Here is a 22,523-nt window from a genome sequence, read left to right as displayed (position 1 = left end):
GCGAAACGAGTACAACGAAAAATGACGCCCGTGCCGGGCGGCGAGAACGCGGAGTTTCGCATGGAGTTGTCATCGGTTCCTACTGATGCTGAACTGGAAGCATTGGCGATGCGGGTGGCGGAGGCGATGCAACAGCGGCGACTGATGCTGGCCACCGCCGAGTCATGTACAGGCGGGTGGATTGCTAAAGCACTTACCGATTTGTCCGGCAGCTCGGCATGGTTCGAAGCGGGCGTGGTGAGCTATAGCAATGAAGCTAAAGAAAAACTGCTCGGTGTGCGCAGGGCGACGCTGGAGCGTACTGGTGCGGTAAGCGAGGAGACGGCGTTGGAAATGGTGACCGGTGCGCTCGATCGCTTGCCCGCCCAGGTAGCGGTAGCCGTGACGGGCATCGCCGGGCCCACCGGCGGCACCGCGGACAAACCCGTCGGCACGGTATGGATTGGCTGGCAGCGCCAGGGTGGCAAGGCGCGTGCTAAGTTGTTTCATTTTGCGGGAGGACGTGAATCGGTCCGGCGGCAGACGGTGGCGATGGCCCTCATCGGTGTACTGGAAACGCTGACAGGCTGAGTAGGCATTGCCCACAGCTACGCTTGACCGATGTGGGATACTCAAACCCCTGCATCCCAGTCGGTGAGACACTGACAGGGCATCATGCACGTACCTACTACGAACACGACCGGAATCAACACGATGGATGACAACAAGCGCAAAGCGCTCGCTTCGGCCCTTGGCCAGATTGAGAAGCAGTTCGGCAAAGGCGCGGTGATGCGCCTGGGCGATCGTACCGACGACAGCATCGATACCATCTCGACGGGTTCGCTGGGCCTGGACATCGCGTTGGGTGTGGGTGGCCTGCCGCGTGGCCGAGTGGTCGAGATCTATGGCCCTGAATCGTCGGGCAAGACCACGCTGACCCTGCAAGTGATCGCCAACTGCCAGAAAAACGGTGGCACGGCGGCTTTCGTCGACGCCGAACATGCCCTCGATCCTACCTATGCGCAGAAACTGGGCGTGAATGTGGATGATCTACTGGTCTCGCAGCCGGATACCGGCGAGCAAGCACTGGAAATCGCCGACATGCTGGTCCGCTCGGGTGCGGTGGACATGGTGGTGGTCGACTCGGTCGCCGCGCTTACGCCTAAGGCTGAAATCGAAGGTGAGATGGGCGATTCGCACGTGGGTCTGCATGCGCGCCTGATGAGCCAGGCCTTGCGCAAGCTCACTGCCAATATCAAGAAATCCAATTGCCTGGTCATTTTCATCAACCAGATCCGCATGAAGATCGGTGTGATGTTCGGCAATCCGGAGACCACTACCGGTGGTAATGCGTTGAAGTTCTATGCTTCGGTGCGCCTGGATATCCGCCGCATTGGCGCGGTGAAGAAGGGTGAGGAGGTAATCGGTTCGGAGACCCGCGTGAAGGTGGTCAAGAACAAGGTTGCTCCTCCGTTCCGCCAGGCAGAATTCGAAATCCTCTATGGCGAGGGCACGTCGCGTGAGGGCGAGATCATCGAACTCGGTGTGGCTCAGAGCCTCATTGATAAGTCGGGTGCCTGGTATAGCTACAAGGGTGACCGTATCGGCCAGGGTAAGGAAAACGTACGCCAGTTTCTGCGCGACAACCCCAAGATTGCCGATGAAATCGACCGTGAGCTGCGTTCCCGCCTGCTGGTAAGCGGCGGCGGTGCGTTGGCTTCGTCCGAAGAAGCGCTGGAAGAAGCCTGAGGTGGCCGAGCGTCGTCTGCGGATCTTGCTGGTGGGTGCGTCCGGGACACTCGGACGCGCTGTAGCGGCCGAACTGGCGCAGCGGCATGAGGTTATCGCTGCCGGGCGGCAATCCGGCAGCATCAGGATCGATCTCACTGACCCCGACAGTATTCGTTCGGCCTTGAAGCAGGCTGGTGAATTGGATGCGGTGATCAGTGCCGCAGGCAAGGTGACGTTCGCGCCACTCGCCGATTTTCAACCGGCACGCTACGGTGAATCGCTGCATACGCAGGGTATTGCTGACAAGTTGATGGGGCAGGTGAATCTGGCGTTGGCCGCACGGGACCATCTACGTGATGGAGGCTCCATCACGCTCACGACGGGTATTCTTTCCGAGCAGCCGATCGTGTCCGGGAGTTCGGCGAGCTTGGTCAATGGCGCGGTAGAGGCTTTCGTACGCGCGGCCGCCATTGAGCTACCACGCGGACTGCGTATCAACGTGGTCAGCCCGAACGTGCTGACCGAAGCCATGCCATCTTACGCGCCGTTCTTCCGTGGTTTTGAGCCGGTAAGTGCGGCGCGTGCCGCGCTCGCATTCGCCCGTAGTGTGGAAGGGGCGCAAACAGGGCAGATGTATAAGGTTTTCTGAGGCTGCCCCGTTGACCCGGCACAGGGTTGGCATCTTTTCTTTTGATCATGAAGCGCAAGCCAGGCGATAGAGATACGGGAAAACCCAAACCTAGCGCGTATAACAAAGCGCTGGGCCTGCTTGCGCGCCGGGAGCATTCGCGGCGTGAACTGCGGCAGAAGCTTGGGCGCAATGGCTATGAGGGCGGCGAGGCCAGCGAGGCGCTGGATCGGCTCGGCGAGCAGAAATATCAGGATGACGACCGTTTTGCGGACGTACTGATCCGCAACCGCATCGCACAAGGCTACGGCCCCATGCGGCTGCGTGCAGAGCTCAAAACCCATGGTTTCTCGGACAGTCGCATCCGCAGCTTGCTGGATGCGATCGATGTCGATTGGGGTGACGTGGCCGCCGCCCAACTGCGCCGCCGTTATGGCGCTGGTACCGCCGATCCGACCGAACGCGCCCGTCGTGCGCAGTTCCTCTTGCGTCGAGGCTTTCCCGCCGCCACAGTACGGCATGTTACCCACGCTGAAGTGGACGATGCTGACGATCTTTCCTGAGTCCGTGTGTAGTAGCCGGATGATGGGCGGGTTCCGCGTCGACTCCGTTTCGCGCCTTTTTCGTACCTTGCCCAGACCTCATGAAAACCGCTGACATCCGTTCCGCCTTTCTCGACTATTTCCGCTCCAAGGATCACGCCATCGTGCCGTCCAGCTCGCTGGTGCCGGCGAACGATCCCACCTTGCTGTTCACTAACTCGGGCATGGTGCAGTTCAAGAACGTGTTTCTCGGCAGCGAAAAGCTGCCTTTTGTACGAGCGGCTGATGTGCAGCGCTGCCTGCGTGCGGGAGGCAAACACAACGACCTCGATTCGGTGGGCTATACCGCGCGCCATCACACGTTTTTCGAAATGTTGGGCAACTGGTCGTTCGGCGATTACTTCAAGCGCGATGCCATCCACTACGCGTGGGAATTGCTGACCGGCGTTTTTAAATTGCCGGCTGAGAAGCTGTGGGTCACCGTCTATCACACCGATGACGAGGCCTATGATATCTGGCACAAAGAAATAGGCGTGTCGGCCGAGCGCATCGTTCGCATCGGCGACAACAAAGGAGCGCCGTTCGCGTCGGACAACTTCTGGCAGATGGCTGATACCGGGCCTTGCGGCCCGTGTACGGAAATCTTTTACGACCATGGTCCGGACATCGCGGGTGGTCCTCCCGGTTCGCCGGAGGAAGACGGCGATCGTTACATCGAAATCTGGAACCTGGTGTTCATGCAGTTCGACCGGGCGCCGGATGGAACTCTTTCACCGCTGCCGGCGCCCTGCGTGGACACCGGCATGGGGTTGGAGCGCCTGGCTGCGGTGCTGCAGCATGTGCATTCCAATTACGAGATCGATTTGTTCCAACACCTGATCAATGTGGCAGCGGGGCTGACGAGCACGAAAGACCTCGCGAATAAATCCCTGCGCGTGATTGCCGATCACATTCGCGCATGCTCCTTTCTGATCGTTGATGGTGTGCTGCCTTCAAACGAGGGACGCGGTTACGTGCTGCGCCGTATCGTTCGCCGTGCCTTGCGCCATGGCTGGATGCTGGGCGTACGCGGTGATTTCTTCTGGAAAATGGTGCAGCCGCTGGTGGAGGAGATGGGGGTTGCTTATCCGGAGCTGGTTGCCAAGCAATCCTTCGTGGAAGATGCCTTGCGCACCGAAGAACAGCGTTTCGGCGAAACGCTGGAGCATGGTATGCGCGTGTTCGACGAAATTGCCGCCAAGTCTGCCAAGACGATTCCTGGCGAAGATGCTTTCCGTCTTTACGACACTTATGGTTTTCCAGTGGACCTTACGGCCGACATTGCACGCGAACGCGGGCTGGCGGTGGACATGGACGGTTTCGAGCGCTCGATGGAGCAGCAGCGTGAGCGCGCTCGGGCTGCCAGCCGCTTCGAGGCCAAAGGTCAGATGCCTGCCGAGCTCGCCAGCCAATTGGCGCCTACGGCGTTCCTCGGATACGAGACCTTATCCAGTCGTGCCAACAAGGTGATCGGCATCGTGCGAGCGGGCAAGCAGGTTGGTCAGCTGGCGGATGGCGAGGATGGCCTGGTCATTCTCGACCGCACACCGTTCTACGCCGAATCCGGTGGACAAGTGGGTGATACCGGCGTGTTATCCCACGGCGCGGGTCGTTTCGACGTGGTGGATACGCTCAAGATGGGCGGTGTGTTCTTTGGTCATGCCGGTCGCTGGCAAGGCACGCAGCCACTACGCACAGGCGATGTTCTGGATGCGGACGTGGATATGTCGCGTCGTCAGGCTACGGTGCTGAATCATTCGGCAACCCATTTGCTGCATGCCGCACTGCGCAAGGTACTTGGCACGCACGTCGCGCAGAAGGGTTCGTTGGTGGCGCCGGATCGTTTGCGTTTCGACTTTTCGCATTTCAAGCCGGTCAGTCGCGATGAGTTGGCACAAGTCGAGGCTTTGGTGAATGCAGAAGTGCGTCGCAATGTCGAAGCCGAAGTGCGTCACATGGCTTACGACGATGCGATCGCTTTCGGCGCCATGGCGTTGTTCGGCGAAAAGTACGGCGATGAAGTTCGCGTCTTGAAGATGGGTGAGTTTTCGACTGAACTCTGCGGTGGTACGCACGTCCACCGCACGGGTGACATTGGCTTGTTCAAAATTGTCAGCGAAGCCGGTGTGGCTTCGGGTGTGCGCCGTATCGAGGCGGTGACCGGGGCCGGGGCGCTGGCCTACGTCGCCGAGGAGGAGCGTCGCTTGGGCGAGTTGTCGCAATTGTTGTCCACCAGCGGTGACGATGTGGCGGAAAAGCTGAGGCAGCTGCTTGATCGTCAGAAAAAACTGGAGCGAGAACTCGAATCGCTGCGCGCGAAGGCGGCAGGCTCCATGACCGGCGATCTCGTTCATTCGGCCCGCGACATCCACGGTATTAAAGTCGTTGCGGCGCGCCTGGAAGGGTTGGACGCTAAAGCACTGCGCGAAAGTGTCGATCAACTCAAGCAGCAACTAGCCGATTGCGTGGTGTTGCTTGCCGGTGCCGTGGAGGGCCGTGTATCGCTGGTAGCCGGCGTGCACGGCAAGGCAAGCGGTCGCATCAAGGCTGGCGATGTTGTCGCTCATGTTGCAGGGCAGGTCGACGGCAAAGGCGGCGGTCGTCCGGACATGGCGCAGGGCGGCGGTCTCGATAAACCACAATTGCCTGACATTTTGACCGGTACAGTGGCCTGGATCGGACAGCAACTGACGGGTTGACGCGCCGCGTATGGACCGAATGTCAAAATTATGTGTAGATTGCACCAAGTGCGACGGCTCGGCTAGTATCGCTGGGATATCAGCGTTGCCGGTTGTGCGGCGTCGCTGAGGTTGGCAAGTTGTCCTTTAGGGCAATCTTGATATTTTTGGAGCCGGGGAAGGCGGTAAGGCCTTTGACGGACGCAAGCGTCAGAACTGCATGGTGACTGTGCTCAGGGGTGAGGCAACAGCATGCAGATGGCCTGTGACCATAAGCATTAAATGGAGTATCAGCTATGTTGATTCTGACCCGCAGGGTCGGTGAAACCCTGATGATCGGTGACGAGGTGACCGTTACCGTTCTCGGCGTGAAAGGCAACCAAGTTCGCATTGGCATCAATGCGCCCAAGAACGTGGCTGTGCATCGCGAAGAGATCTACCAGCGGATCAAGGGCGAGAACGAGGGTGAAGGCGGTGCCACCGGAGGAACGGGCGGGCACTGATTCCCTCTTTACCCCGAGAGCCTCGGCCGGTATCCTTGCCGGCTCCCGTGATGTTACGGGAACAAAATCCGGAGAGATGCCCGAGAGGCCGAAGGGGCTCCCCTGCTAAGGGAGTATAGGGTCAAAAGCCTTATCGAGGGTTCGAATCCCTCTCTCTCCGCCAAGATTGTTTTTCCAAGTCGTCTCAGTAAGCCTCATAAGATCCTGGAATTCCTTAAAAATCATAGGGTTCCGGGATTTTTTATGCCTCAAGCTGTCTCAGGCGTCTCCTTGGTGGCTCGATAATTTGTTGGTATATTTGTTGGTATCGACTCGCCCATGGCTAGGAGATACCAACAAAATGCTGACCGATGCCCTCCTGCGTAGCGTGAAACCATCCGGTCGGCCGCAGAAGCTCTCGGATGGTGGCGGTTTGCACTTGCTCGTCACCCCAGCGGGCGGCCGCTATTGGCGCTATAACTATCGCGTCGATGGAAAGCAAAAGACCTTGGCCTTAGGGGTCTATCCGGACGTGCGGCTAGCCCAAGCGCGGGCTCGTCATCAGGAAGCTAGGCGCCAGGTGGCCGACGGCATCGATCCCTCGGCCAAGAAGCAGGCTCCCGAGCTGACCTTCGAGATGGCGGCCCGTCAATGGCACGCCCACTGGAAGGTTAGTCGGAACGAGCGACACGCCCATTACGTGCTGACTCGGTTGGAGGCTGACATCTTTCCGGAGATCGGCGCCTTGCCTTTGTCGTCGATCCCGACCTCCGCGTTTCGTCTCGCGGTCAAGAAGATCGAGGCCCGAGGGGCATTGGACATCGCCAAGCGCGTGCTGCAAACCTGCGGCCAGATCATGCGCTACGCGGTAGCCAACGATTTGGCAGCTCACAATCCCGTCGCCGAAGTTAAACCTGCCGACGTGCTAAAGCCGCATAAGCGTCGCAATTATCCGCGCGTAGGCGCCAAGGAGTTGCCCGACCTGCTGCACGCCATCGACGTCTATGTGGGCGGTGAGCACACGCGCTTGGCACTCCAATTGATGGCGTTGACCTTCGTGCGTACCTCCGAACTGATCGGTGCACGCTGGCCGGAGTTCGACTTGCAGGCGTCGCGCTGGGACATTCCGGCCGAGCGGATGAAGATGAAGACGCCGCATATCGTGCCACTGAGCCGGCAGGCGAAAACAGTATTGGATAAGCTGCGGGCCATCTCCTTTGGAAACGAACTGGTCTTCCCAGGCGATATACGACCGACGCAGCCGATGAGCAACAACACCATCCTGTGTGCCTTGTATCGGATGGGCTATCGGGGACGGATGACCGGGCACGGTTTTCGTGGCGTTGCCTCGACCCTGCTGCATGAGCAGGGTTGGCCGCATGAACATATCGAGCTACAACTCGCTCATCAGGAACGGGATGATACGAGCGCAGCCTATAACCATGCCCTCTACCTCACACCCCGGGCTGCCATGATGCAGGCGTGGGCGGATCATTTAGACGCTTTACGCCAACGTCCGCAGCAACTCGCGGCGTGAGGCTTGTTTTACTCGACCATATATTTTCGGGGACGACCCGGCCGGCGCCGCACTGGGACATCAGACCTGGGCGTTTCCCGATAGCCCTCCGGATCGTTGATCCATGCTTGAAGTGCATCCGTTGCCCAGGCGCAGGCGCGTCCTCCTAAGTGGACGGGCAGGGGAAATCTGCCTGCGGCCATGCGGCGATAGAGGGTAGGGCGAGTCAAGGCGGTGATGCGCAGCACATCGCGAATGCGGTAGAACGCGGGCGCCGGAATTGCATGATGACTTTCGCGTTCGGTATCGCGCAATGACTTTCCGTCGAGTTTGCGGTCACTCATATCAGATACCTTCGTCGAACGTCTCTACCCGTGTAGTCAGGCAGGACGGTGAAGATCTTCCGCTCGGATGACTTCAACCGGAGACAGCCTAAGACTGCCTGAGATCGCGACCATGCAAAACACGTTGGAGCAAGCATGGGCGTAGTTGCGCTATGGGCCCAACGATTTCCAAGAGTCGAGCTGACACGCACCGGGAAGCGATTGCTGCCCGCGTCCATACCGACCTTCGCCTCACCTGGATGACCCGCGAGGAGCTCGCCGCCCTATAGCGGCATCGCACTGCGCGTCGATGTCATACGTCTTCGCTCGCGTCAATGTCTCGCCTCTCTCCCGTTGGATCATTAAGGTCGCTGTGCTTCCATAGCTTCGCGTGCTGACTCGGCAACGGTCCGTCCGCTCTTTCGTTGCATTCTCGCGTCGAAACCTGTGCCACTACGCCCCGCCGTAGTAATGCCCATCGATGGCGTCAATGTCTTTGCTCTCCTCTTGGATTGATCAAGCCTCTCCGCTTCGATAGCCGCGCGCGGCGATTCGTCAACGGTCTGCCCGCTCCTTCGCTGCGCTCCCGTGTGGCCCGTAGCCTGCGGTGACCAATTCGCCTTCACCGCACGGCTTTGCCTCTCCGCGTCTTGAACAACCACTCGGAGAGACAAATCATGTTGACGCAAAACGATCAGCTTATACATGGCGACTGCACTCAGGTGCTTCACACGCTGCCGAGCGAGAGCATCGATCTGGTCGTAACCGATCCTCCCTATTTCGTCCGCTACAAAGATCGAAGCGGTCGCTCCATCGCCAACGATGATGACCCTGCCAGTGTCCTTGGTGCATTTCACGATCTTTACCGCGTTCTCAAACCAAACACCTTCTGCATTTCGTTTTACGGCTGGAATTCCATCGCCGCCTTTTTCGCCGCCTGGGAGCAAGCAGGTTTCAGCGCTGTCGGCCACATCGTCTGGCACAAGGGCTACACCTCGCGACGCGGTTTCCTAAACGCACGCCACGAACAAGCATACGTGCTCGCCAAGGGGCGGCCCGCGAAGCCCGCTCATCCGATCGATGACGTCCAGCCTTGGGAATACAGCGGTAACGTCGTGCATCCGACTGAAAAGGCTGTCAGCGTACTAAAGCCGCTGATTCAGTCCTTCTCGCGTCCTGGCGACGTTACGCTCGATCCGTTTGCGGGCTCCGGATCGACTCTTGTCGCCGCTGCTCTGTCAGGTCGACACTACCTGGGCATTGAACTCGAAGCTCAATACGTTGATCACGCCCGCCGGCGCCTCGCTGGTGTCGCACGGGCCCGAACGTCCCGCGCGGTTTGACCACTCCGAGGCTGTCGTGCAACCGCGCGGCAGCCTCGTCTTTTTTTATCCACCGCGCATGTTTAAACCGCACGCCATTACCGCGGTCCGCCACCAAAGGTGGCAGATGCCCGCGCCTGTCGAAAAACAGGAACGAGAGTGAGTCTGCTTGATCTGCCTTGCAGTTCGGCATCCACATGGATTGCAGCGCACGACGCTCTCGTCCATCGCATGGCGAGAACCCGACGATTAAAGACCTGTTTCCCCGTGGGGCACTGTCAAATTGACGAATCCTTCACCTGATGTCCATAGATCGCCACGTTTCTTCATCTTCAGATATACATTTAGCTGATAAATTTCAGGTTCGTCCGGTGGGCGGTCTACCGGGCCTCGCTAAGGGGAAATCTGATGCAGCGCCTCCAAGGAGTTCGCAAAGCTCTACTCGCCGGCCTTGTCGCCATTGGTCTGACGTCCACTGCTTTCGCGCAGACCGCAACGCCGGCCTCGGGTCTAGGTCAGTCATGGCCCAATGCTGCTGACCTTAGCGCCAACCCGAACTGGCACGTCTATGTCTTCGTTCTCAACGGTATCAAGTATGTCCAGGTCAACGATCTGAACGGTGTCGTGCATGCCGCGGTGGGAACCGCTGAAGGCACGACTATCGTGTTACCGGTGGGCGTCGATTCGCAGAACGTGTCCACGTCTACACCGTCAAGCAGCGCGAATGCGACCACGATCTACAGCGATAGCGCGACAACCATTACGGAAACACCGCAGGCTAATGGCACAACGCTGTTTAATGCTGTATCGAATGCCGACTGCAACTCTTACAACTGCGGTGGCGGGCGGGGTGGCTAAGACGTCCCTGATGGCGTGGGTGCCGCGATCATCTCAACGCACCCACAAATGATTCCGTCGAGGCTCTGCGCGCTCTTGCATGTGCAGGTGCTGCGCGTCATAAAGCAGCACAGCGACGCTCCCGCGAGCCGAAGCCCGTTTCGTGTGGACGATGCCATCAAATAGCTCAGCTTGAGCACTGAGAGACGGTCCGGCACTCAGCTTTACACCGAGTTTTGCGGCGACATTGTTGGAGAGTGCAACGCGGCGGGCCAGCCCGCGAATGTCGGTGTCGTCATTAACACCCACTGCGCGCAGCACGGCCCATCGACGACCGTGGGTCTCGCCACCGCGCAGGGTCAGCTCGACCTCGGTGCACGTTAGGTGGCTGCACACCTCGACAACAGCCTCGCACGCCGCCCTATAGATCGCCGGATGCAGTGCGGGTGCAAGCCGCGACAGGCCGCGACCTTCGAGCTTAAAACGATAGACCACCCCGGCCTCATCCAGCACACGCCCGATCGTTTCCCGGAGTGCAGCGGGCAGACCGCGATCACGCCACGCCATTGGATAAAATGATTCGGCCAGCCCGTAGATCCTGTCCTTGGTCTGGATCGATTCCTTCAGATAAGCCGCACGCTCGTCGGGTGAGAGAAAATGCTGCACCTTCTGAAGAATCCGTCCATGAGCTAGGGAAATCGTCCCGCCGACGAGGTCCAGCTGCGAGGATGCTTGACGCAGTCGTAGATCGCCATGGTGAAGCAGTTGCTGCGCGACGGTCAGGGCTTTGTTAACCGATAGGCGTTCTTGCTCCTGCGTATGAGCCTGCGAGGCGATCCGGGCGCCCATCACGAACAGGAATGTCACGGCGAACGCGACAAAGAACTGCGCCTGGATCACTGCGGGGTCTGGGATCGAGAGAGTGAGCAGGCATACACACGTCACAGCGAGGGGACCGGATGCCGCGGCGCCCCGCCAGCCGTATTTGATGGTCAGCCATGCCACCGGAACAAACAGGGACATGTGCAGAATCGAAGCGCTATTCGCGTCCATAAGCGAGCTGACAAAGGACATCACGAGCAGGATTGGCAGCCCAAACATGACGGTATCGAACGTCAGGGGGCTCGGCATTGACTCGGCAACCATCTGACGAAGCGTGCGCCCGTTGCGAACCACTTTGAAGAACAGCGGCCAGGTGGCGACGGTCAGGATGGCAATGTAGCTACCCACGAAAACGCCAGCAAACATGATTGGGGTGACGTGCATGGTGGGATCCGTTGCTGTGACGTATCCCACGTAGGTGACGATCGACCACACCAGTGATGTCCCGAAGGCGCAGATCAGTAGTGCCTTCATGTCGACCACGCGTCTCGCGGGAAACAGCGAAAGACGGCTGCGACAGAACCATATGACGGGCATGGCGATCACGATGGGTGGGATCGACCAAATGGCCGCCGTCGTTATCCCGAAGAGCGCGACGCATTTGAACACCGTATACGTCAGGGGGGCGACCTCGCCGACGGCGAGAGCGAACCAATACCGATAGGGAATCAGCAGTAGACACGCGAATCGCAGGCCAGACGTCAACGGCCAGTGAGCATCGGAGAAGGGGCGAACTACGCAATAGGCCAGCGCGTAACCGAGAGCGACCGCTACCTGAATTAGCCACTCACGCCCTCGAAACCGTGTTCCTTTCTCCATGCTCCCTATCCCCCAAAGGTTGAGATGTGATGTCGCGTTATGGGTCCCCAGAATCAAGCCAACGTGGCATCGGCTCATGCCCATAATGATTGAATCTGAAATGTGAATTCGGTGTGTAGTCGGTCCTGCAAGATCATGCGGTGACGACGTCGCACATACTGCGGGTATGGGCGTCTCGCGGGGTGTTGATATGTCTGAAAAAGACGGCCCCGGGGTGTGGGGCCGAGTGTTCCTCACCTGGTGACCCGCTAGTTGTGAGTTCGCGGAGGTAGGAACGAGAGCGGAGCTAAACGCATGGCGGCGCGATGTGCGTGAGCGTATTCATCCGGGAGGAATCGCGGCGATGTGTGAGCGCGGTCTGCCGCGTGGGATAGTGCCTCCGGCCATCGCGAAACGCAATTACGCTTGAGGTGGCAGTTTCTCACGTTACCGAGGCCGCTCGGGATTGATATGAGCGATTTGCAACGTCGCCATCCTGCGCTGTTGCCTAAGCCCAGAGTAGAACGGACGGACGGCGCGTCGAGCCTTCAATATCAATAATGGTGTAGAAGTCGGACTCACGGTGCACTGTCAGCGTCTCCATCAGCGCGGGTAGCGGTCTATGTGGTTGGCGGAGCGCCGCCAGAGCATGGAACCTTTGTACCCTGCGTAGGGATGATTGTAGAGATCCTACCCTCGCTTGGGCGTCCCCGGCCACGAAGCCATGGCCGGTCGCGCTGTCGTGCTGCGCATCGAGCCGCCTGCGGAGTCTCGCCCCATGCGGGCTTTCATCGTTCCCTCACTGCGCTCGGCTGACGCCTTCGGCCCGGCTCCCGGAACCGGGCCTGCGCGCTTCGCTTGCCTCGCTGTGTCTTGCTTGGAGGTGGCTGGGCGGTCTTGCTGTTCCCTTTACCGTATCACGGCGTGCTCGCTGTCAAGGGCTGCGCGCCGACGGCGCTGGCGCCCTGGCGGTCGGCTTCGCCCCCTGACTGCTTGCGCTGCGCCGTGCTGACGACGGTTCCGGGCAATTCCGCCCGTGCAACCGGAGATCGTCATGAACGACAAATCGCACGTTTCCCTCGAACAACACGTTTGCCTTGTATGCGGTGTTCGCTTCGACACCGGCAACATCCTGCTGGATCGCCGCCTGCACGCGAGCATGGAGCATCACACGGCCACCGGCTGGGGCCTATGCGCCGAACACCAGAAGCTGTCCGACGAGGGCTTTGTCGCGCTCATCGAGTGTGACCCGCAGCGCAGCCGCTCGCCGGCGCGCGGTACGTGTGTGAAGCCCGAACAGATCTATCGCACCGGTCGCGTGGCGCACCTGAAACGCGAGGTGTTCGCCCGCGTGTTCAACGTGCCGATCGCGGCCAACCAGCCGTGCGTGTTCGTCGAACCCGGCGTCATCGAGGAGTTGCAGTCGCTGAGCGCACGGGCGGCGAACTGATTGCGCGGCACCATCCGGCGCGTCGCCCTCCGGGGCGACGCGCTTTATTCTGCTGCGTTCGCTGCCGATGTCTTCGCGTGCTTGGCGCAGCGCGCTAATACTTGCCCTCCAGGGGAAAAGCCCTGCGGTCTATCCCTGCTGTGCCGGCGGCGCCCGCGCGGCCTTCGGCCCGGCTCTGAGATCCGGGCCTGCGCGCTTCGCTTGCGTGGGTCTGCGCCAACACAGCGGCCTTTGCCTGTCGATCCGCCCTTCCTGAGTTCATCACCTTGTCCGCGACTGTAGCCCGCGGCCGTGTGCCGTCAAGGCGCGCAGGGCCGTGTCCTCGGCTGCGCCTGCGGGCCGCACCACCCCTGCGCTTGTTTCCTTGACGGCACCCGTCCGCGCGCTCCTGACCGTCGCGGGCGATGAACTCAGGAAAGACGGTGGCAACGAGGCCGGCCCAGGTCTCCGCGCCGACCCACCGGAAGTCCAAAGCGGGCTCCGAATCTAGGAATCCGGTGGGGTTTGAACAGCAAACCTTGTCAGGAGAACGATCATGCAACTTGCCTCCCGTTTCGCTTCCCGTTCCCCGGTGCTGCGCTCGGACTATCCGTTGTCCGACGATCAAATCCGCGCGGTGGCCCCGTCCATCTTCGCGGATGCCCCGCACGAAAGCCGTTCGGAACGGTATAGCTACATCCCTACCGCCAGCGTGCTGCGGAAGCTGCGCGGTAACGGGTTTGAGCCTTTCATGGTGTGTCAGACCCGTGTGCGTCACGACGACCGCCGCGACTTCACCAAGCACATGATCCGGCTGCGCCATGCCAGCCAGATCAACGGGTGCGAAGCCAACGAAATCATCCTGCTGAACTCCCACGACGGGACGAGCAGCTATCAGATGCTCGCCGGCATGTTTCGCTTCGTGTGCCAGAACGGCCTTGTTTGCGGCGACACCGTGGCGGACGTGCGGGTCCCCCACAAGGGCGATGTGGCCGGGCAGGTGATCGAAGGCGCTTACGAAGTCTTGCACGGCTTCGACCGGGCACAGGCATCCCGCGATGCCATGCAGGCCATCACGCTGGACGGCGGGGAATCGGAGGTGTTCGCCCGCGCGGCGCTGGCGTTGAAGTACGACGAGGATCAACCCGCGCCTATCACGGCATCGCAAATCCTGATGCCGCGCCGCGACGACGACGACCGCCGCGACCTGTGGAGCGTGTTCAACCGTACGCAGGAAAACCTCGTGCACGGTGGCCTGATGGGTCGCAGCGCCAGCGGTCGCCGCCAACGCACCCGCCCCGTGCAGGGCATCGACAACGACATCCGCCTGAATCGTGCCCTGTGGTTGCTGGCCGATGGCTTGCGCCAATTGAAAGCCTGAATCCCACGCGGCAGGGGCGGGCAGCAGCCCTTGCCGCTTCTCTCGCTGCTGCACCCCAACTATAGGAGTCATCCCATGAATGCCGTTATCCAACCTGAAGCTCGTACCATCGAGAGCGCCGCGCCGCTGGAAGTGGCCGACCCGACCAAGAACCTGATCTTGGTGCCGCTCTCGCAATTATTGCCACGCCGCTCCAAGCGCAACGCACGCACCACCCCGCGCCAGTCCATTCCCGAGCTGGCTGCGAGCATTGCCCGCGTCGGCCTGCTGCAAAACCTCGTGGTCGTTCTCGCCGCCAACGACGAGCAGTACGAAGTGGTGGCCGGGGATCGCCGCCTCACGGCCCTGAAGCTGCTGGCGAAGAAAAAGCGCATCGCCGCTGACCATGACGTGCCGTGTCTGCTGGTGCCCGATGCCTCGGCCCGCACCGTCAGCCTCGCCGAGAACCTGCTGCGCGAGCAGATGCACCCTGCCGACCAGTTCGCGGCGTTCGCCGCGCTGGTCAAGGAAGGCCGTCCCATCGAGGACATTGCCGCCGACTTCGGTGTGACCCCGCTGGTCGTGCAGCGCCGCCTGAAGCTCGCTAACGTCTCGCCGCGCCTGCTGGCCGACTACCGCACCGGTGGCGTGACGCTGGAACAGTTGATGGCCCTGACCATCACTGACGACCACGCCGCGCAGGAAGCCGCGTTCTACGATGCGCCAGAGTGGCAGCGCGGGGCCGCGGCGCTGCGCGAGCGCCTGACCGAGCGCGAAATTGACGCCACCGATCCACTGGTGCGCTTCGCGGGGCTTTCCAACTACCTGAAGGCGGGCGGTGGCATTCGTCGCGACCTGTTCGCGGCAGGCGATGCGGGTACCTACCTCACCGATACCGCGCTGTTGGAGACACTGGTACGTGGCAGGCTGGACGCGATGGCGGAGGACGTGCGCCGCGAGGGTTGGGCGTGGGTCGAAGCCGTGCCCCACATGAGTCCTGCCGATCGACAGGCGTTCCAGAGCGCACCGCGTCAGCGGCGTGAGCCGAACACCCGCGAAGCCCGCCGCGTCGCCTCGCTGCAAAGCCGGCTCGACAAGATCGATGCCGAACTGGAAGACGCCTACGACGCCGAGGATGAGGGTCGGGTCGAGGCGCTGGAATCGCGGCGCGAACAGGTGGCCGGTGAACTGAAAGGCATCGAGGACGCCTTGCAGGACTATGCCCCGGACGTGCGCGCGGTGGCCGGCGCCATCGTCACACTTGGCCGCGAGGGTGAAGCCGTGATTCATCGCGGCTTCCTGCGCGAAGCCGAGGCGAAGGCCCTGCGTACGTTGGAGCGGCTACGGCAAGGATTCGCCGGAAGTAAGGCCGCGAATGACGATACATACGGGGACGCGGAACCGGTCAAGGTCGCCGCCAGCCTGTCCGACCGGCTGGCGCAGCGGTTGAGCGCGCACCGCACGGCGGCGCTGCAAATCGAAGTCGCGCGGCATCCGCACGTGGCACTGGCCGCGCTGGTGCATGGCATGGTGCAGACCGTCTTGCAGCCCGATGTCTACGGCGACGGCCTGCCGCTCGGCGTGCGCCTGGGCGTGCAGGACCGGCTGGAGGGCATGGCACCGGATGTATCGGAATCGCCTGCCGCCGTGGCACTGCGCGCATTGCAGGGGAGCGCGGGCGAGGCGTTGCCGCAGGACAGCGCGGACCTGTTCGCCGTGCTGCGGGCGAAGTCGCAAGACGAACTGGTGCGACTGCTGGCCGTTTGTGTGGCATCTACCGTGGATGTGGTGACGCCCCGTGCCACACCGCACCAGCCCGGCGTGGCGTTGGCGCAAGCCGTGGGGCTGGATATGGCCGCGTGGTGGAAGCCGACCGCCGAAGGCTATTTCCAGCACGTACCGAAGGCCGCGATTCTGGAAGCCGTCGGGCAGTACGCCCCGGCGCACGCCACCCGCCTGTCGAAGCTCAAAAAGGGCGATATTGCCAGCGAAGCCGAACGGCTGGCCGAGGGCACCGGCTGGATGCCTGCGGTGTTCCAGACCGAGCATCACACGGAGCCGGTGGGCGGCCCGGCTGAGACTGAGAAAGTCCACCCATCCGACGATGTGATCGAGGAGGGGAACACCCATCCGCAGACCGCATGATGGTGCAGCAGGACCCCGGCGCGTCGCGCCGGGGTCTTTTCCCAACCGGGCGCGGCAAGTGTGCCGCGCCCGGTTTCAACGTCCCCCGCAAAAACCGCCCCGTCGCCGCCTTCGACCAGGCGGCGACGGGGCGAGCGCACAAGTGCCTTGCGCGCGGCACGGCGATTGGTGCCCGCTGGCACGGGCAAGGTGTCGATGGCGCCCCGCCGCAATGGGCGGGCTTTATGGGCTACGCCATGGCTTGCCGCGGCAGGTTGCGCCAAAGCGTGCCGTCTCCGACGCTGGCGGTTCGTCGCTTTTACGTCACGAAGGACGATTCACGGACACGCTCACCGGCCTTGCTTTATGGAACGTCCACGCCACGCCTCACGTACGAGGTCGCAAGTTGCGGCAGCGGCATTTCCGCTGTCGCCCTTCTCGTTGCGGTGGGCCTTGCCCGCGTCAGGGTACAAGCCGGCGAAGCCGTCATGCGGAGATGCGGAGTCGGCCCTGTCTCCTTTCGGGGGGCGGTCGGCCCGTACGTCCTCGCTTTGTTGTGAATCCTGGCGGGGGCGCGGCTGCGCCTTGGGCTTCATGGCCGCAACCTTCCAGCGAAAACAATTTCCCCGCCGCTGCGCGGCTTCCTCGCGCGGCAAATTCTTTTCGCTTCGAGGTGCTCCACGTTGTTGCGCCCGCTACGCGGTGCGGCCAGCCCACCCTCCGCCGGCCGGATCACAACAAGGACGCACTGGCGCGACCTTGTTCAACCCGAAAGGAGAAAGCATCATGGCCAACATCGGCACATTCACCGCTCAGAACGACAGTATTGCTGGCACGGTTCGCACCCTGACGCTCAACGTCAAGGTCAAGTTTGTTCCCAACGACAAAACCAGCGAAAACGCGCCGGATTTCCGCATCCAGGCGGCCGGCGGCTACGACATCGGCGCGGCATGGAAAAAGACCAGCGAGGCCGGACGGCCCTACGTGTCCGTGACCCTCGACGATCCTTCGTTTCCGGCCACAGTCTATGCGCGCCTGATCGAGAACGAGGACGGCACGCACGACCTGATCTGGTCGCGCAGCAAGCCACAACCGGCGGACTGATCGCCGCCGACCGCGCCCCGCCCATTGCGGCGGGGCGCCTTCGAGAACGCTCGGCAAAACAAGGTACGCAAACGGTTGTGCTTCGCGCCGCTACGGGAGTGTGGCTAGAAGGTCGTCAAAGGTCATGAATCGGACGCCATAAGTTGCCGTCAACCATGCCCGATTTGTAGGGTCAAGAATGGAGTTTGTTGCATTGCTGTTGCCGACGTCTGCCGAGCAGAAAATATCAAGACCATAAGCGATGTGTGCAGCGATGGAGTCTCCATCGGCCCATTCGCTGAAGGCGCGCTCGACAGCGCGTTCTTGATGAACGTCTTTGGCGTTTTCGAGCGCACTGAACCACAGTTCGTCCGGACCGGAGGCCATAGTCCCGCCAAGTGCTTTTACTTGTGCAATGCCCAATCCTCGGTGTTCAACAGCTCTGGCTACTTCGTGGATTTTGTTTATCCAAGTACGCATTGCGTCGCCCTCTCCATTGGCAAGATAGAACTCTCCATCTGGATCCTTGATGTCGAATGCGCCCACTCGAGGAACAGCTTTAAGTACACCGACGCCTAGCGTTTTTGCGGCGTTTATCCGAGCAATGACTTCTGGATGTAGTGGCGTGCGAGGCTGATCGACTACGTAGTTAACCTTGACGGTCTCAATATCAGCCCCTCCTACTTTTTTCCGGATCGCTTCGGGAAGGTCCGCGTTCTTTGTAACAGAAATCTGCTCCGGTTCTTGTTTGAGTGTCGTGCCAGCAAAAACTCTGGCCCGATCTTTGCGCATGATCCCTTCTATAGTCAGCATCGTGACCGAATAGAAGCCTTGAATGCTTTTGGCTAGAAGTGCGTCGCGCACCTTCTGCAATTGAGGCTGTCGAGCGTCTTTGGGGAATCGCTCTGGCCGACACGCCAAGTCTAAAACATTGGTGTCGAAGGTCACTCGCAGGGCCATAGCAAGTTCTCCTGGATCTGAGTAGAAGTGGATGAGTGACGCCAATTATCAGCTTTTTGGCTAAGGGCGACTCATTTTTCAATGTACCCAAGGATCGCCACGAGTTCTTCTCATATCTGCGCCAGAAGCTGATCGGCTTTGCACGTGCTGTCGCCGGCATGGGCCAGCGTCACAAGCGTCAACGGACGCACTTCCATGACCTCGCAAAGCTTGGCCAGTTTGTGCATGGTCTGGCTTTTCTGGTCGCGCTTCACCGACCTCATATAGGTGTGGCAGGACACGTGGGCGATGGGGCCACTGCAACTATTGTTCTCAATTATCTTACGCATGTCTTGGAACGGCAGGCGCAGGTCAATCCGTCTCTTTCCTCCAAGAGCTTGACGCTTCCTGCCATTATTGTTCTCATCAGGATGACGCACCCGCCATGTCGGTGCGGGCAATGGACAGGGGGCAACGGAATGGTTATCAGTCGAGCAGCGTTTTTCGTTTGTTGCATGCTGGCACTCGTAACGAGCGGGTTGTTACACGCGCAGCAAATTGGCACGGTTACTTACGTATATACCGACCCCCAAGGTACGCCCTTGGCGGAAGCGGATGCCAAAGGCAACATCATCGCTACGTATGACTACACGCCATACGGAACAACTGCGTTAGGTACGCCACCAAATGGGCCTGGATACACCGGACATGTGGACGATCCTGAGACGAACCTTGTTTACATGCAGCACAGATACTATGACCCTGCAACGGGTCGCTTTTTAAGCGTGGATCCCGTTACGCCGACCGTAGCGAACACCTTTAACTTCAACCGCTATGATTACGTCAACAACAATCCAATTAACCATACCGATCCGGATGGGCGCTGCATATGGGATGGCTGCATCGCTGAGATTGCCTTGGCGGGGGCATTGGTCGGGGGTGGGATTGATATAGGCGTCCAAAAATATTTCCATCCGAACCAACCTATAAACAAAACAGAAGTTGCCATTTCAGCGGTGAGTGGAGCGATAACCGGAGGCAGCGGAGCAGCACTGACGGGTGCCGCGGCAGCCGGCACTATCACGGCCACACAGGCTGTATTGCGCCAGGCGGCGGTATCCGGCGCTGTTGGGTTCGCCTCATCTGCCGCAGGTGATGTTGCAAACGGAAAAAAACCATCAGGCCAAGCGGCGCTCAACGCCGCTGGCGCCAACATTGTTGGCAGTGTCCTTGGCTCAAGCATAAGTGCGGCCGCAGGTGACTTCGCGGGAGCGGCAGCCAATGGTGCCATGAACGATATGTCAAAAGCGGCGGTCAATACAGCGCCAGGAATCGGAACAACGATCGCCGACACTACCCGGGCAGTGGGCAGCACTGCATCGAAGCCGGGAATACTACAGGCGACAGCGTCGCAATTTAGCAGAGTCGGAGATGTAGCGGGTGCCGCCGGCACGGAAAAATTGAACGAGAAGCAAAATTAGTGCGTACAGCAATATATTTGACGCTAAAGCGGATTCTCTTCCTGGAAATGCTCGCGGTTCTTTGGACGGTGGGAGCCACCGCAACCATTGTTGTGATTTATGGTGAATATGACCAAGAGAGAAAGTTATTTGTATTCTGGCTGGTCGTGTCTCAGCTATTCGTGCTGCTGCATATCAGACGCATAAAAAAGACATAGCGTGCTAGGCCACCGGGCGACTCGTCCAGCGCAGAGCGCCGACCCATCAGGTAACCACTGTCAACGTCGGCGAGGGGGCCGACGTGGGTGAATCTGTCACGCCCAGAACCATAACGTCGCCGGCACGATTCGCACCCTGACGCTCCTCGTCAAGGTCGACTTTGTTTCCAATGGCAAAGCCAGCGAAAACGCGCCGGCGTTCCGCAGGGCGGCGGCTACGACATCGGCGCGGCATGGAAAAAGACTAGCCAGGCCGTGCGGCTTTCATCTGTCTGTGACCCTCGATCGGCGCTTTTGCGTCGGCCGAGATGACGTACGCGGCGGGGCCCCTGCTGTTGTCTGAATCCGTGGGTTTGTGCTGATCCGTTTGCGTGGATCGCCGCCGATCCGGGAAGCCGCTTTGGTGGCGTTACGGATTTCCACACGACCGCCTTTGCACGTGTGCGCTTTGACGGATACGTGGCCATGCGTATCTGGGCCTTTGCGCGGAAGCACGAAGCCGGATCGGTAGAGACGCGTATCCGTGCAAAAGCGTAGGCTCGCCGGAGGCTGCGGGTGGTGCCGTATCAGCCATGACACAAATGGCGGCGATCCTTCGAGGGAGCGATCTTTGCGGGGGGTCCAGACGATGAATGCGCTCATCACCGACGAGGAGCGCGCGGCGTTGCTGGCTAATGGTCGAGCCCGCGCCGTGACGGAGGGCTTTGATCCGATGCCCATCGTGCGCCTGTTCACCCCGGACGCGCATGCGACCTGGCTGCTGGCCGCGCTCGATCCCACAGACGGGGATACCGCCTGGGGCCTATGCGATGTCGGCATCGGCATGCCCGAGCTGGGCACCGTCCGGCTGTCGGATCTCGCCACGATCGTCGGCCCATCGAATCGCCCGGTGCTGCGGGACCAGTTCTTCCGCGCTGCGCGCCGCCTGTCGGATTACGCGCGACTGGCGAAACTCAACGGGTCCATCGTCGACTGATCGATGACGGCGCCGGCCAGTCACCACTAAGCCGGGCGCATGGTGGCGTTTTCGGTCTTACCTGAGACCGGGTCGGCATCAATCAGGATTGCTGCACGATCACGCGGCGTTCCTGGCTGAAAAAGTCGCGATCGCGTGGCCGATTCTGTGCACGCTACCGAGTGCCACGCACGCAACGCGGTGCGCGCGGCCGTCGTACCCGGACGCGTCAGGCCATAAGCCGGAGCCAAACGGTCTTGATCTTCCCAAGCAAATGGCCCATCGCCATGATGCCTGGTTGACCGCACGGCGGGCCGCTTGCGGCGATGTCCCGTCACCAAGGGAAGCCCGTGCGATGACCGATGCGCCTGAACCCTGGCACCCCAGCGCTGCCTACCTTTACGTACCGCACCTTGACGGACCGGCGCTCGCCTGGGAATACCTGCGCCGTAACCCGGACTACTGCCGCGACTGGTGGCACCATCGCCGCCGTGCCAGCGCCGCCGCCGCTGCCCACCGCTGGGGCCTATGCCGACTGGAGAACCCCAGGCTGGATGCACGCGATGCATATCCGGCCTGGTGTCCCGACCCGGCCGGCGCGATACAGCTCCACCCCGACTTGGCACCAGCGGCTGGCGCGGTGCGCTTCGATTTGTGGTGCATGCCCGGCCACAAGCACTTGTTCCATGATGGCCAGCATCTGTCACTGACCGTGTGGCTGCCGGGGGGCTGGCGACGCGTCGCACTCGCCCCGACCTTGGAACACGGTATGCCCTATGTTCACGCGCTCCACCATGGCCATCCACTGCCGCGGGTGGAGAGCTCGGCGTCGTCGTGGGCGTGGAGCCGGGCGCGGCTAGGCCGCGCGGCGCTCCTTGAGCTACATACGCTGCAAACGCTGGACGGCACGCTGGCGGGCGCCACGTTGCGTGCAGTGGCCGAGGCCCTGGTTGGGCGGGCGGCCGTCGCAGCCGACTGGCACGCCGACGGCGCGCTGCGCGCGCGTGTGCGCCGGCTTGCCCAGCGCGGCGTGCTGCTGATGCGTGGTGGCTACTGGCGCCTACTCCCGTACCCACCGATCGCACAGGGACGTTTGCGCCGGTCTGCGAAACGTCCCTGAGCAATCCCTCGGCCTTTTCCGAGACTGCCCCCATACGGCCGCGCCATGGCGGTCGGCGCTCTCAACCGATGGAGGCTC

General features: G+C 61.0%; 21 protein-coding genes and 1 tRNA gene. 18 read left to right on the top strand and 4 right to left on the bottom strand.

The annotated features are described in order from the left end of the window. The first annotated feature begins 60 nt into the window (after nucleotides 1-60). The 8 genes from AC4HNJ_RS10450 (at nucleotide 61) to AC4HNJ_RS10415 (ending at nucleotide 7,616) form a co-directional block, all read left to right on the top strand. Nucleotides 61-570, top strand: coding sequence for a CinA family protein (locus AC4HNJ_RS10450; protein ID WP_490479701.1), 510 nt, complete (start codon nucleotides 61-63; stop codon nucleotides 568-570). Between the two features lie 123 nt (nucleotides 571-693). Continuing rightward, entirely contained in the window at nucleotides 694-1,728 is a 1,035-nt protein-coding gene (gene recA / locus AC4HNJ_RS10445) for a recombinase RecA (protein WP_490479504.1), read from the top strand. Between the two features lie 16 nt (nucleotides 1,729-1,744). Next, a complete protein-coding gene (locus AC4HNJ_RS10440; RefSeq protein ID WP_490479700.1) occupies nucleotides 1,745-2,359 on the top strand; it encodes a short chain dehydrogenase in 615 nt (204 codons plus the stop codon). A 47-nt stretch (nucleotides 2,360-2,406) separates the two neighbouring features. Beyond that, on the top strand, nucleotides 2,407-2,901 hold the full coding sequence (locus tag AC4HNJ_RS10435; RefSeq protein ID WP_490479503.1) for a regulatory protein RecX: 495 nt from the start codon (nucleotides 2,407-2,409) through the stop codon (nucleotides 2,899-2,901). Nucleotides 2,902-2,981: 80 nt separating this feature from the next. Next, nucleotides 2,982-5,618 (top strand): alanine--tRNA ligase, encoded by a 2,637-nt coding sequence (alaS, locus tag AC4HNJ_RS10430; RefSeq protein ID WP_490479502.1) that lies wholly within the window; start codon nucleotides 2,982-2,984, stop codon nucleotides 5,616-5,618. 275 nt (nucleotides 5,619-5,893) lie between these two features. Continuing rightward, the gene (gene csrA, locus AC4HNJ_RS10425; RefSeq protein ID WP_490479501.1) at nucleotides 5,894-6,100 is read left to right on the top strand and encodes a carbon storage regulator CsrA; all 207 of its coding nucleotides are present in this window, start codon (nucleotides 5,894-5,896) and stop codon (nucleotides 6,098-6,100) included. A 70-nt stretch (nucleotides 6,101-6,170) separates the two neighbouring features. Next, nucleotides 6,171-6,263 (top strand) — tRNA-Ser (locus AC4HNJ_RS10420). Nucleotides 6,264-6,440: 177 nt separating this feature from the next. Then, a complete protein-coding gene (locus AC4HNJ_RS10415) occupies nucleotides 6,441-7,616 on the top strand; it encodes a tyrosine-type recombinase/integrase (protein ID WP_490479500.1) in 1,176 nt (391 codons plus the stop codon). Between the two features lie 8 nt (nucleotides 7,617-7,624). On the opposite strand, the gene AC4HNJ_RS10410 is transcribed toward AC4HNJ_RS10415, so the two are convergent. Next, nucleotides 7,625-7,939, bottom strand: a complete 315-nt coding sequence (locus tag AC4HNJ_RS10410) for a helix-turn-helix transcriptional regulator (RefSeq protein ID WP_490479499.1) — start codon at nucleotides 7,937-7,939, stop codon at nucleotides 7,625-7,627. A gap of 656 nt (nucleotides 7,940-8,595) precedes the next feature. Between AC4HNJ_RS10410 and AC4HNJ_RS10405 the strand changes: the two genes are divergently transcribed. Further along, nucleotides 8,596-9,261 carry a DNA methyltransferase gene (locus AC4HNJ_RS10405; RefSeq protein WP_490479498.1) on the top strand — a complete coding sequence of 222 codons (666 nt, stop codon included), beginning with the start codon at nucleotides 8,596-8,598 and terminating at the stop codon, nucleotides 9,259-9,261. A 387-nt stretch (nucleotides 9,262-9,648) separates the two neighbouring features. Further along, nucleotides 9,649-10,098, top strand: coding sequence for a hypothetical protein (locus AC4HNJ_RS10400; protein ID WP_490479497.1), 450 nt, complete (start codon nucleotides 9,649-9,651; stop codon nucleotides 10,096-10,098). Nucleotides 10,099-10,131: 33 nt separating this feature from the next. Here the strand turns inward: AC4HNJ_RS10400 and AC4HNJ_RS10395 are convergent, their stop codons facing one another. Next, nucleotides 10,132-11,778: an MASE1 domain-containing protein gene (locus AC4HNJ_RS10395; RefSeq protein WP_490479496.1), complete on the bottom strand. Its 1,647-nt coding sequence runs from the start codon at nucleotides 11,776-11,778 to the stop codon at nucleotides 10,132-10,134. A gap of 1,033 nt (nucleotides 11,779-12,811) precedes the next feature. Here AC4HNJ_RS10395 and AC4HNJ_RS10390 point away from each other — a divergent pair. The 4 genes from AC4HNJ_RS10390 to AC4HNJ_RS10375 all read left to right on the top strand — a co-directional run bounded on the left by AC4HNJ_RS10390 (nucleotide 12,812) and on the right by AC4HNJ_RS10375 (nucleotide 17,774). After that, a complete protein-coding gene (locus AC4HNJ_RS10390; protein WP_490479495.1) occupies nucleotides 12,812-13,207 on the top strand; it encodes an ATPase in 396 nt (131 codons plus the stop codon). Nucleotides 13,208-13,742: 535 nt separating this feature from the next. Then, nucleotides 13,743-14,567, top strand: a complete 825-nt coding sequence (locus AC4HNJ_RS10385; protein ID WP_490479494.1) for a DUF932 domain-containing protein — start codon at nucleotides 13,743-13,745, stop codon at nucleotides 14,565-14,567. A 75-nt stretch (nucleotides 14,568-14,642) separates the two neighbouring features. Further along, nucleotides 14,643-16,691 carry a ParB/RepB/Spo0J family partition protein gene (locus tag AC4HNJ_RS10380; RefSeq protein WP_490479493.1) on the top strand — a complete coding sequence of 683 codons (2,049 nt, stop codon included), beginning with the start codon at nucleotides 14,643-14,645 and terminating at the stop codon, nucleotides 16,689-16,691. 765 nt (nucleotides 16,692-17,456) lie between these two features. Further along, nucleotides 17,457-17,774, top strand: coding sequence for a DUF736 domain-containing protein (locus tag AC4HNJ_RS10375; RefSeq protein ID WP_490479492.1), 318 nt, complete (start codon nucleotides 17,457-17,459; stop codon nucleotides 17,772-17,774). A gap of 90 nt (nucleotides 17,775-17,864) precedes the next feature. Here AC4HNJ_RS10375 and AC4HNJ_RS10370 read toward each other — a convergent pair whose 3' ends face one another. Further along, nucleotides 17,865-18,713, bottom strand: coding sequence for a hypothetical protein (locus AC4HNJ_RS10370; RefSeq protein WP_490479491.1), 849 nt, complete (start codon nucleotides 18,711-18,713; stop codon nucleotides 17,865-17,867). A 110-nt stretch (nucleotides 18,714-18,823) separates the two neighbouring features. Then, entirely contained in the window at nucleotides 18,824-19,042 is a 219-nt protein-coding gene (locus tag AC4HNJ_RS10365) for an XRE family transcriptional regulator (RefSeq protein ID WP_490479490.1), read from the bottom strand. 81 nt (nucleotides 19,043-19,123) lie between these two features. Between AC4HNJ_RS10365 and AC4HNJ_RS10360 the strand changes: the two genes are divergently transcribed. The 4 genes from AC4HNJ_RS10360 to AC4HNJ_RS10345 all read left to right on the top strand — a co-directional run bounded on the left by AC4HNJ_RS10360 (nucleotide 19,124) and on the right by AC4HNJ_RS10345 (nucleotide 22,445). After that, entirely contained in the window at nucleotides 19,124-20,173 is a 1,050-nt protein-coding gene (locus AC4HNJ_RS10360) for an RHS repeat-associated core domain-containing protein (RefSeq protein ID WP_490479699.1), read from the top strand. 288 nt (nucleotides 20,174-20,461) lie between these two features. Next, nucleotides 20,462-20,713 carry a DUF736 family protein gene (locus AC4HNJ_RS10355; protein ID WP_490479698.1) on the top strand — a complete coding sequence of 84 codons (252 nt, stop codon included), beginning with the start codon at nucleotides 20,462-20,464 and terminating at the stop codon, nucleotides 20,711-20,713. A gap of 285 nt (nucleotides 20,714-20,998) precedes the next feature. Further along, nucleotides 20,999-21,346: a DUF2958 domain-containing protein gene (locus AC4HNJ_RS10350; protein ID WP_490479489.1), complete on the top strand. Its 348-nt coding sequence runs from the start codon at nucleotides 20,999-21,001 to the stop codon at nucleotides 21,344-21,346. 334 nt (nucleotides 21,347-21,680) lie between these two features. After that, nucleotides 21,681-22,445: a DUF2285 domain-containing protein gene (locus AC4HNJ_RS10345; protein ID WP_490479488.1), complete on the top strand. Its 765-nt coding sequence runs from the start codon at nucleotides 21,681-21,683 to the stop codon at nucleotides 22,443-22,445. The last annotated feature ends 78 nt before the right edge of the window (nucleotides 22,446-22,523 follow it).

The sequence above is a fragment of the Dyella sp. SYSU CM1112 genome (genome assembly GCF_058216415.1).
The sequence above is the reverse complement of the archived record's forward strand: the minus strand, read 5'-3'. Positions and strand labels throughout refer to the sequence as shown.